Annotated in this window: 9 protein-coding genes and 1 tRNA gene; 6 read left to right on the top strand and 4 right to left on the bottom strand. The window is 67.4% G+C overall.

The window, feature by feature from the left end; all coding sequences use genetic code 11:
* Positions 1–828: 828 nt before the first annotated feature.
* From ppk2 to hemA, 4 genes are read right to left on the bottom strand one after another with little or no spacing between them, the layout of a single operon-like run.
* Positions 829–1,611, bottom strand: a complete 783-nt coding sequence (ppk2, locus tag TEP_RS15760) for a polyphosphate kinase 2 (protein WP_132825881.1) — start codon at positions 1,609–1,611, stop codon at positions 829–831.
* A gap of 46 nt (positions 1,612–1,657) precedes the next feature.
* Positions 1,658–3,364, bottom strand: coding sequence for a tetratricopeptide repeat protein (locus TEP_RS15755; RefSeq protein WP_132825880.1), 1,707 nt, complete (start codon positions 3,362–3,364; stop codon positions 1,658–1,660).
* 5 nt (positions 3,365–3,369) lie between these two features.
* Positions 3,370–4,452 (bottom strand): peptide chain release factor 1, encoded by a 1,083-nt coding sequence (gene prfA, locus TEP_RS15750; RefSeq protein WP_132825879.1) that lies wholly within the window; start codon positions 4,450–4,452, stop codon positions 3,370–3,372.
* Entirely contained in the window at positions 4,430–5,713 is a 1,284-nt protein-coding gene (gene hemA, locus TEP_RS15745; RefSeq protein WP_093818983.1) for a glutamyl-tRNA reductase, read from the bottom strand. The genes prfA and hemA overlap by 23 nt, the downstream gene beginning before the upstream one ends.
* A gap of 63 nt (positions 5,714–5,776) precedes the next feature.
* On the opposite strand from hemA, the gene TEP_RS15740 reads away from it, so the two are divergent.
* From TEP_RS15740 to TEP_RS15715, 6 genes are all read left to right on the top strand, one after another.
* The gene (locus TEP_RS15740; protein ID WP_206140226.1) at positions 5,777–7,462 is read left to right on the top strand and encodes a tetratricopeptide repeat protein; all 1,686 of its coding nucleotides are present in this window, start codon (positions 5,777–5,779) and stop codon (positions 7,460–7,462) included.
* The gene (lolB, locus tag TEP_RS15735) at positions 7,459–8,118 is read left to right on the top strand and encodes a lipoprotein insertase outer membrane protein LolB (protein WP_132825877.1); all 660 of its coding nucleotides are present in this window, start codon (positions 7,459–7,461) and stop codon (positions 8,116–8,118) included. The genes TEP_RS15740 and lolB overlap by 4 nt, the downstream gene beginning before the upstream one ends.
* Complete coding sequence (ispE, locus tag TEP_RS15730) at positions 8,115–8,984, top strand: 4-(cytidine 5'-diphospho)-2-C-methyl-D-erythritol kinase (RefSeq protein WP_132825876.1); 870 nt, start codon at positions 8,115–8,117, stop codon at positions 8,982–8,984. Before lolB ends, ispE begins: the two co-directional genes overlap by 4 nt.
* A gap of 11 nt (positions 8,985–8,995) precedes the next feature.
* Positions 8,996–9,072: transfer RNA gene (locus TEP_RS15725), tRNA-Gln, on the top strand.
* Positions 9,073–9,210: 138 nt separating this feature from the next.
* Entirely contained in the window at positions 9,211–10,170 is a 960-nt protein-coding gene (locus TEP_RS15720; protein ID WP_025879147.1) for a ribose-phosphate diphosphokinase, read from the top strand.
* A 107-nt stretch (positions 10,171–10,277) separates the two neighbouring features.
* Positions 10,278–10,895, top strand: coding sequence for a 50S ribosomal protein L25/general stress protein Ctc (locus TEP_RS15715; RefSeq protein ID WP_132825875.1), 618 nt, complete (start codon positions 10,278–10,280; stop codon positions 10,893–10,895).
* Positions 10,896–10,944 lie beyond the last annotated feature (49 nt).

Below are 10,944 nucleotides of genomic sequence, written 5' to 3'. Positions count from 1 at the left end.
GGTTGCGGGGGACGCTGCAAGTACGTCCCTGTAAGCTCGGTCGCGCCATCCATGGCGCTCACGCCCCCGCAACCGGACCCACCCCGCCTTCGACAGATCTCCGCAATCTGTCGGGATGGCATGACTTGCTGTTGGTGGGTGTCGACCTTGGTCGACACGATAGAGCCACGCCATGCGTGGATGCTCTTCGTTCAATTGTCGAAATATTCGATTTCGTTGGAGATTCATCCACGCATGGCGTGGATCTACCACCGTCACCGGGAAACTGTCGAGGGCGGGGCGGTATGGGGCTGCAGGGCCGTTGGCGCCATGGATGGCGCCATCGAGCCCCCATGGATGGGTTTACGGCGTGTCCTGCAGCCCCATACCGTCGGAGTGCGGGGACGCCGCAAGTACGTCCCTGTAGGCTTGGCAGCCGCATCCATGCGGCTGACACCCCGCACTCCGACACCGCCCCACCTCTGACAGATTTCTGCGATCTGATGGATTCACGCCATGCGTGGATGTATGTCCATCGAAATCGAATATCTCGACAAGTGAACGAAAAACATCCACGCATGGCGTGGATCTACGTGTCGACCAAGTTCGACACCCACCAAGAGCAGGCCATGTCATTCCCGCAGCTTGCGGAGAATTGTCGAAGGCGGGGTGGGTCCGGTTGCGGGGGCGTGCGCCGCATGGATGCGGCNNCCNAGCCTACAGGGACGTACTTGCGGCGTCCCCGCACTCCGACACCGCCCCGCCATCCCAAGCAATGCGGCTTTTGCTGTTGCTTCGGCCGTTGCTTGAAGCCTCTGCAGGTGCAGGGCGCAGCCCTGCCGACCCACCCTACTCTTCGACCGGGAAACTCTCGATCGGCTTCAGCACGTCGTAGTGCTCGCGATGCAGCTTGCCCTTCAGTTTCGGCAGCTCCGGCAAGGGCGCATCCACCCGTGTGTCCGGCAGCCGGTCCAGCAGATTGCGGACCAGGGTCAGGCGACCCAGCCGCTGGTCGTTGAAATCCACCAGCGTCCACGGCGCTCCGTCGCGATGGGTCGCGCGCAGCATCGCCTCGCGCGCCTCGGTGTACGCGCTGTACTTGCTGCGCGACTTCAGATCCACCGGCGACAGCTTCCACCCCTTCAGCGGATCAAGATGGCGTTCGGCGAAACGCTTCTCCTGCTGCTCCTGGTCCACGCACAGCCAGTACTTGAACAGCAGGATGCCGTCATCCACCAGCAGCTGTTCGAACACCGGTGCCTGATGCAGGAACTGCTGGTACTCGGTCTCGCCGCAGTAGCCCATCACCCGTTCCACGCCCGCGCGGTTGTACCAGCTGCGGTCCATCAGCACGATCTCGCCGGCGGCCGGCAGATGCGTGGCGTAGCGCTGGAAATACCATTGCGTGGCTTCGCGGTCGGTGGGCTTGGGCAACGCCACCACCCTGCATTGGCGTGGGTTGAGGTGCTCGCTGATGGCTTGGATCGCGCCGCCCTTGCCGGCGGTATCGCGTCCTTCGAACAGCACCAGCAGGCGTTGCCCGCTGTGCTGCACCCAGCGGGCCATCGCCGTCAGTTCCAGCTGCAGCGGCTGCAGCAGTTCGTCGTATTCCTTGCGCTTGAGCTTGGCCATCGTCATACCACGCGGTAGGAGAGCTCGAGCGTAGCGCAGGGCGATGTCAGGGCGTGTCGAGGCCCTGCCAGCCCTGTTCGCGGGCCAGCTGCTGAAGCAGTGCGGACAGATCGCGCGCGAAGGCCGCCATGTCGAACAGGCCGCTTCGCTCGCGAGCCTGCGCCAGTTCGGCACGCAGGGCAGCCAGCGCGGCCGGGTCGTTGCCGAGTGCACTGGCGGTGGCGACGAAGGCCGCGTCGTCGGCGACGTTCATGCGCTCCAGCCCCAGGTGATGGTTGAGGCTGCCGGCCACGCGCGCGGCGAAGGTAACGCCGGGGCAGGTCAGCACCGGGCAGCCGGCCCAAAGTGCATCCGATGCGGTGGTGTGCGCGTTGTACGGGTTCGTATCCAGGAACAGGTCGGCCAGCTGATAGCGGGCCAGATACTGCGGATGCGGCAGCTTGGCCATGAACACCAGGCGCGCTGGATCGAGTCCTGCAGCCTTGGCGGCGGAACGCAGCCGCGCATCGGCCTGGCCGGGGCCGGACAGCAGCCACAGCACGCTGCCAGGTACTGCCTGCAGCACCGCGAACGCGCGGCCCATGCTGCGCGGGTTGAGTTTGTAACTGTTGTTGAAGCAGCAGAACACCGTGCCCTGCGCGGGCAGCCCACACGCCGCGCGGTCCGGCGCCGGTTCCAGTACGCGGGTGTTGTCGGAGGGCTGGAACGCGCGCGGCAGGCGCAGCACGCGTTCGCTGTAGTGCGGTTCCAGCGAGGACGGCAGCGCGAAGTCGTCAGCGATCACTGCATCCAGCCACGATGCACCGGAGGTGCCGGGGTAGGCCAGCCAGTTCAACTGCAGCGGGGCAGGGCGCATCGCCAGTACTTCCGGCGTGCCGCCACCGCCCCAGCCGCGCAGGTCCAGCAGCAGGTCGATGCCCTGCGCTCGGATGCGCGCGGCCGTATCGGCATGGCGCAACCCCACCACGTCATGCAGACGGGTAGCGGCCTGCAGGCGTTGGCGGATGCGGCTGCCATCGTCCGCGTTGAGCGCGAACAGGTGCAGTTGCAGGGCCGGGTCGTGGCTCATCTGCTCCAGCAGCGCCACCGTCAGCAATCCGGTGGGATGGGCGCCGAAGCCGTTGGACAGGAAGCCCACGCGAAGTGGGCCTCGTTCGCTCAGCTTCGCCGGTGGCAGTGGCCGCACTGATGCTGCCACCGCGGCGGCGCGCGTACGCGCACAGGCCAGCTGTTCGGCCGCGCTGGCGTCTTCGCTGAGAAACGCGAAGGGTTCGACCACGCCCTGGCCGGACACCAGTGCACCGCGCACCTGATCGGCCAGCGCATCCACGTCCTGCCAATCGCACAGGCGACGCTGCCAGGCGAGGCGCTGTGCGGCGATATACGGCTCATCGGGCATCAGTGCATGTGCGCGGCGATAGGCTGCTGATGCACCTTCGGCATCGTTGGCATCTTCCAGCGCGTGCCCCAGCCACAACGCAATGCCCGGGTGCTCCGGCGCCAGCGCCGAGGCCTGGCCCAGCAGCGTGGCGGCATCGGCATGGGCTCCTGCCATCCATGCCACCCTGCCGAGACGGGCGAGTGCTTCAGGATGATTGGGCCGCAGCTGCAGCGCGCGCCGCGCGGCCTGCTCACCGGCCGCGATGTCGCCGGCTTCCAGTTCCAGGTCGGCCAGCATCACCCAGGCGACGAAGTCGCCGGGCTGGCGCGTGATCGCCTGCTGCAGTTGCTGCCGCTGCTGCCAGGCCGACATGCTGGTCAGCCCGCCGAAAGCTGGGCCAGGGCGTCGACCTGGTGCTCGTGGCTCAATCGCTGCAGCAGCGGATCGAGATCGCCGGCCAGTACGTTGGGCAGGTCGTACAGGGTCAGCCCTTCCACGCGGTGGTCGGTGATCCGGCCCTGCGGGAAGTTGTAGGTGCGGATGCGCTGGCTGCGGTCGCCGCTGCCAACCTGCAGGCGCCGTGATTCTGCCTGCGCCGCGTCGTGGCGCTGGCGCTCGGCATCGAGCAGCTGCGCCTTCAGGCGTTTCATCGCCTTGTCCCGGTTGGCGTGCTGGCTGCGTTCGGTCTGGCATTCCACCACCACGCCGCTGGGCACGTGGGTGATGCGGATCGCCGATTCGGTCTTGTTGACGTGCTGGCCGCCGGCGCCGGAGGAGCGGTAGGTATCAATCCTCAGGTCAGCGGGGTTGATGACGATCTCATCGACTTCGTCGGCTTCCGGGATGATCGCCACGGTGGCCGCCGAGGTGTGGATGCGGCCCTGCGATTCGGTGGCCGGCACGCGCTGCACGCGGTGGGTGCCCGATTCGAATTTCAGGCGCGAGAACGCGCCACGGCCGACCACGCGCGCCACTACTTCCTTGTAGCCGCCATGTTCGCCGGGGTTGTCCGATTCGATCTCGACCTTCCAGCCCTGTCGCTCGGCGTAGCGGGCATACATGCGGAACAGGTCGCCAGCGAAGATCGCCGCCTCGTCGCCGCCGGTGCCGGCGCGCACTTCCAGGAACAGGTTGCCTTCATCGCGCGGGTCGCGGGGCACCAGCAGTAGTGCCAGCTCCTGCTCCAGGTCCTGCAGGCGGGCCTGGGCGGCGGCGATCTCCTCGTCGGCCAGCTCGCGCAGGTCCGGATCGGCGCGCATGCTTTCGGCCGCGGCGAGGTCGGCCTTGGCACGTGCTTCATCGGCCAGCGCGGTGGCGATCGGTTCGAGCTGGGAAAACTCACGCGAAAGATCGCGGAAGCGCGCGTTGTTGGCGACCACCTCCGGTTCGGCGAGCAGACGTTCCAGTTCTTCGCGGCGCTCGGCCAGCGCTTCCAGCTTACGGCGCAGGGTCGGCGTCATCGGTTCTCACAGGTGGGTGGTGGTAACCCGGCGCAGCCGGGAACAGGCGCTCGGCAGCGCGGGTCAGGTCGGCGTCGCCGCTGAGCGCGGCCGCGCGCAGGGCGGCGGTCGGCGGGTGCAGCAGGCGGTTGGTCAATCCGTGGGCAAGCAGTTCCAGCACTTCGTCGGCCGGCTTGCCGTTGGCCAGCTGCTGGCGCGCGCGCTCCAGCAGTTCGGCACGGGTGGCCTCGCCGAAAGCGCGCAGTTGCCGCAGCGGTGCCTGGTGGGCACTGGCCTGCAGGGTTTCGACGAAGCGCGAGACCTGCAGGTCGATGATCGTCTCCGCTTCGGCGGCCGCCTCGCGGCGGCTGCGGCGGTTGTCTTCCACCGCGCGCTCGAGGTCGTCCACGGTGTACAGGAACGCATCGTCGAGACTGGCAACGTCGGCTTCGATGTCGCGCGGCACGGCCAGGTCGAACAGCAGCATCGGCTTGTGCCGGCGTGCGCGCAGGGCGTTGGCCACTGCAGCACGGTGGATCACCGGTTCGCGCGCGGCGGTGGCCGAGAACACCACATCGGCCTCGGCCAGGTGACGCTCCAGTTCGGTCAGCGGCAGCGCCACACCGCCATGGCGGCTGGCCAGTTCCTGCGCATGGGCGAGGGTGCGGTTGGCGATCAGCAGCCGCCGCACCTTGCCTTCGCTGAGGTGGCGCGCGGCCAGTTCGATGGTCTCGCCGGCGCCGACCAGCAGCACGGTGGAATCGTCCAGGCGGGCAAAAGCGTTCTGCGCCAGGCGCACCGCTGCCGAGGCCACCGAGACCGGGTTGGCCCCGACCTGGGTGTCGGTCCGCGCGCGCTTGGCCACCGAGAACGTCTGCTGGAACAGCCGGTCCAGGCGCTGGCCGAGCAGGCCGTGGTCGCGCGCGGTCGACCAGGCGTCCTTCACCTGGCCCAGGATCTGCGGCTCACCCAGCACCATTGAATCCAGCCCCGTCGCCACCCGGAACAGGTGGCGAACGGCATCGGCATCGGCGTGCTGGTACAGGTAGCCCTGCAGGTCGCCGGCCTGGCTCTGCAGCCACTGGTCCAGCGCCTGCGCGGACTCGGCCACGGCATACAGCTCGGTGCGGTTGCAGGTGGACAGCAGCACCGCCTCGGCGATCTGCGGCGTATCGCGCAGCGAACCGAGCGCGCGCGGCAACGCGTCACCGGCGAAGGCTGCGCGTTCGCGCAGTTCCACCGGTGCGGTCTGGTGATTCAGTCCGAGCACCCACAGGGTCATTGTTCAGTTGCTTGCGATAAGCTGCTGGCCATTGGACGACATTTTAAGGCCCCGATGCCGACGATGCCCGCATTGATTCGCATCCCCAGTGTTCTGCTGCTGTCCCTGGCCTGTGCGCAGGCCCTGGCGGCGGTGCCCGCCAAGGCCCCTGCACGGCCTGCGGTGACTGGGGAGCTGGCGCTGGAGCCGGTGCTGGCCGGCGAGTTCGCCCTGCAGGCCGGCAAGCTGGCCGAGGCCGCGCGCTGGTACCTGCAGGCGGCCCAGCAGACCGACGGCGACGCCGGCCTGGCCGAGCGGGCGACCCGCATCGCCATGCTGGCCAACGAGGATGATGCTGCGGCCAAGGGCCTGGCCCTATGGCAGCAGCGTGCGCCGCGCTCATTGGCGATGCGCAGCGCCGCCGGTGCGCTGGCGATGCGCCAGGGCGATGTGAAGGCTGCGCGCAGCGAGCTTCAGGCCTTGTTGCAGGACCCGGGGGATGAGGGCTGGAAGTTCGCCCTGGGCGCCTTGATCGGCGGCGGCCGCGATCCGGCCGTGCCGGCCCAGGTGCTGGGCGAGCTGGTCGATGCCAACGCCATTCCCCAGAAGATCGAGGCCTGGCAGGAGTTTGGACGCCTGGCGCTGCGCATGGAGAAGCCCGAGCTGGCGCGGCGCATGATCGATGAGGTGGTCAAGCGCTTCCCCGAGGAGCCGCGCGTGGCGTTGCTGCGCGCCAGCCAGCTGCAGCAGGCCGGCCAGACCGACCAGGCGCTGTCGCTGCTGCATGGGGTGGAGCCGAAGACCCGTCAGGACCCGGAGCTGCGCAACGCGGTGGCCATCGCCTATGACAGCCTCGGCCAGCCGGCAGCGGCCGAGCGCGTGCTTGCGGTCGGTCCGCAGGATGTGCAGACGTGGGGCATGCGCGCGTCGCTGCTGGCCAAGCAGGGCGACAAGGCCGCGCTGTCCAATCTGTACAACGAACTGTCGCGGCAGGCGGCCAAGCCGGACCCGGCGCAGCGCCTGTTGCTGGGCAAGATCGCCGAGTACCTCAAGCGCTACCCGGAGGCGGTCAACTGGTATCACAGCGTTCCTGGCGGCGATGAGCTGAATGAAGCGCGCCTGCGCGCGGCCAATGCGCAGGGGCTGGCGGGCCGGCAGTCGCTGGCGCTGGATGAAGTGCATGCCATCCAGTCCGATGCCAGCGTGGATGACGATGTGCGGCGAGATGCGTATCTGCTGGAAGCCGAGCTGCGCCAGCGCGCCGACGACCTTCCCGGCGAGATCGATGCACTGGCCCGTGGCCTGGCTGCGTATCCGGACGAAAACGGCCTGTTGTACGCCCGTGCGCTGGCCTGGGAGCGCCGCGACGACATCGCCCGCGCCGAGGCCGACCTGCGCAAGATCCTGGTGACCGAGCCGGAGAACGTGCCGGCACTGAACGCACTGGGCTACACCCTGGCCGACCGTACCGGCCGTTACCAGGAAGCGCTCGAGCTGATCGACCGCGCACGCGTGGCCGAACCGGACAACGCCGCCATCGTCGACAGTTATGGCTGGGTGCTGTATCGCCTGGGGCGCAACGCCGACGCGCTGGTACAGCTGCGCCGCGCCTGGACGCTGGCCAAGGACCCGGAAATCGCCGCCCACGTAGGCGAGGTGCTGTGGGTGCTGGGCAAGCACGATGAAGCCCGTCACTTCTTCGAGGAAGCGGCCAGGCTCGACCCTGAAAACCGCGCGCTGCTGCGCGCCCGCGAGAAATTCAATCCATGAGTCTTTCCACGATCCGGCCGTTGCTGCTGGTGGCCGTGACCCTGGCCCTGAATGCCTGTACCACCGTTGGCCGGCAGAAAACGCCGGCGCCGGCCGTTGTCACCACCGTTTCGGCCGAAGCGGCCGCCGCCGNGGCCGCGCGCGTGGACGCGCTGCGATCGGCGTCGGAGTGGAATTTCCAGGGCCGGGTGGCGGTCAGCAAGGGCAAGGATGGTGGCAGCGGCCGCATCGACTGGAAACAGGAAGGCCAACGGTATGTGGTTGAACTGAGCGCGCCGGTCACCCGCCAGAGCTGGAAACTGAGCGGTGATAGCCATCATGAAGCCGGACGCCTGGAAGGGCTGGCCGGTGGTCCGCGCGAGGGTGAAGACGCGCAGGCCCTGCTGCTGGAGGCCACCGGCTGGGATATCCCGGTCAACCAGTTGCCCGACTGGGTACGCGGTCTGGTCGCCGGCGACAGCGCTGGGCCGGGAAAGATCGATCGTGATGCCGATGGCCGTCCGCGGCGCATGCAGCAGATGGGGTGGGTGATCCAGTATCTGGACTGGTACCCGGCCGAAGCCGGGCGTCCGGCACTGCCGCGCAGGGTCGAGGCGGTCAATGGTGACGCCAAGGTGCGCCTGCTGGTCGACCAGTGGGGGCAGAGCGCGCCATGAACGCGTCGGTGGATGGCGCGGGCTGGTCCTGGTGGCCGGCCCCGGCCAAGCTGAACCTGTTCCTGCATATCACCGGCCGTCGTGCCGACGGTTACCACGAGCTGCAGACCGTGTTCCGCCTGCTCGACTGGGGTGACCGGATCGGCCTGCGCCTGCGTGAAGACGGCCAAGTGCGGCGGCAAGGCGATGGCCTGGCCGGTGTCGCGGAGGCGGATGACCTGGCGGTTCGCGCAGCGCGGTTGCTCAAAGAGGTGGCGAATATCGAGCAAGGTGCCGACATCATCGTCGAAAAGCATGTTCCCGCAGGTGGTGGTTTCGGCGGTGGGTCGTCCGATGCGGCCACCGTGCTGGTGGCGCTGAACCGGCTCTGGGGCACAGGGCTGGACGAAAATACGCTGGCGGCGCTGGGCTTGCGCCTCGGCGCCGATGTGCCGGTGTTCGTGCGTGGCCACAACGCCTGGGCCGAGGGTGTGGGCGAGCAGCTGCAACCGATCGCCCTGCCGCAGGCCTGGTATGTGGTGGTCGATCCGGGCGTTCATGTGCCGACCCCCCTCCTGTTCGCTGATCCGGATTTGACGCGCGACAGTCCACAGGCGAAAATAGAGGACTTCGCTTCCGGCTCGCTGGTCGGGAACGTGTTCGAACCGGTGCTGCGCCGCCGTGAGCCTGCCGTCGAGGCGGTGCTTGCTGCGTTGAGCGACATTGGCACGGCACGACTGACCGGTTCGGGAAGTGGTTGTTTCGTCGAGTTCGATTCGCAGGCTGCCGCCGAGCAGGGACGAGCGAAGTTGTCGAAGGAGTTGCGGGCAAGGGTGGCTGCGGGCGTTGCACGTTCGCCACTGCTGGATGCACTCGAGCAACACTGATTCATCAATGCAGGGGCGTCGCCAAGAGGCCCAAGGCACCAGGTTTTGATCCTGGCATTCGGAGGTTCGAATCCTCCCGCCCCTGCCAATGCGGCTGCGTCCGCGCCTTCCAGCGCATCACCTGCGCGGGACGTGGGAACAGCCGCGGTGTTGTCAGCAGCAGGGGCCGAGGTGGTCCTTGCCGTTACCGGATCCCCGCCACTCGTCCCCGCCCGAGACAATCATGATGCAAGAGTCCCCGAACCTGCTGGTCTTTTCCGGCAACGCCAACAAACGTCTGGCGCAGAACATCTGCAAGGAACTGGGAGTGCGCCCGGGCAAGGCGCTGGTCTCGCACTTCTCCGATGGTGAAGTGCAGGTGGAGATCGAAGAGAACGTCCGCAAGCAGGACGTGTTCGTGATCCAGCCGACCTCGGCGCCGAGCGCGGAAAACCTGATGGAACTGCTGGTGCTGATCGACGCGCTCAAGCGCGCATCGGTGGCCAGCGTGACCGCCGTGGTGCCGTACTTCGGCTACTCGCGCCAGGATCGCCGCATGCGTTCCTCGCGCGTGCCGATCACCGCCAAGCTGGCGGCGAAGATGTTCAGCACCGCCGGCGCTGATCGCGTGCTGACCGTCGACCTGCACGCCGACCAGATCCAGGGTTTCTTCGATATTCCGGTCGACAACGTGTATGCCTCTCCGCTGCTGCTGGCCGACATCTGGCGCGCCTACGGCACCGAGAACCTGATCGTGGTGTCGCCGGACGTAGGCGGCGTGGTCCGCGCCCGTGCAGTGGCCAAGCGCCTGGATGACGCCGACCTGGCGATCATCGACAAGCGCCGTCCGCGCGCCAACGTCTCCACCGTGATGAACATCATCGGTGACGTCGAAGGCAAGACCTGCGTCATGGTCGATGACATCGTCGACACCGCCGGCACCCTGTGCGCCGCTGCCGCTGCCCTGAAGGCGCGCGGTGCGCTCAAGGTGGCCGCCTACTGCACCCACGCGGTGCTGTCGGGCCCGGCGGTGGACAACATCACCAACTCCCAGCTCGATGAGCTGGTGGTGACCGACACCATCCCGCTGAAGGACGCCGCGCGGGTATGCAGCAAGATCCGTCAGCTGAGCGTGGCGGAAATGCTGGCCGAAACGATGCGCCGCATCGCCTTCGGCGAGTCGGTCAGCTCGCTGTACGTGGATTGATTTTTTCGTCCCCGCCGGCAACGGCAGGGACACACCGGGCGCTTCTGGTCGCGGAAGTGCCTTCAACCGCCAAGCCGCAAGGCAAGGCAACAACCGAGTAGTCGAAAATGTCGAAGACCCATGAAATCAAGGTCACCAAGCGTGAACTGCAGCGTAAGGGTGCGAGCCGCCGCCTGCGTCACGCTGGTGTGATCCCGGCGATCGTGTACGGCGGCAACGCCGAGCCGGTCGCCATCAGCCTGGACCACAACGAAATCTGGCTGGCCCAGCAGAACGAGTGGTTCTATGCCTCGATCCTGGACCTGAACCTGGACGGCCAGGTGCAGAAGGTGCTGCTGCGTGACATGCAGCGCCATCCGTACAAGCAGCTGATCATGCACCTGGACTTCCTGCGCGTGAACGAGAACGAGAAGCTGACCGCTTCGGTTCCGCTGCACTTCATCAACGAAGACGCCTCGCCGGCCGGCAAGGCTGCCGACGTCGTGGTCACCCACGAACTGAAGGAAGTGGCCATCAGCTGCCTGCCGAAGGACCTGCCGGAGTCGATCGAAGTCAACCTGGGCGAGCTGAAGGCTGGCGACGTGGTGTACCTGTCGGACATCAAGCTGCCGAAGGGCGTGGAAATTCCGGCGCTGGCGCTGGGCAAGGACCACGACGACGCCATCGTCACTGCCAAGCACGGCAAGCAGGACGCTGCCGACGCTGAAGAAGCAGCGGCCGAGTAATACCCCGCGGCGCCTGTCCTTCGGGGCAGGCGCCGTATCTGGATGGAAC

The sequence above is a fragment of the Stenotrophomonas sp. TEPEL genome (assembly GCF_004348785.1).
GTDB lineage: Bacteria > Pseudomonadota > Gammaproteobacteria > Xanthomonadales > Xanthomonadaceae > Stenotrophomonas > Stenotrophomonas indicatrix.
The sequence above is the reverse complement of the archived record's forward strand: the minus strand, read 5'-3'. Positions and strand labels throughout refer to the sequence as shown.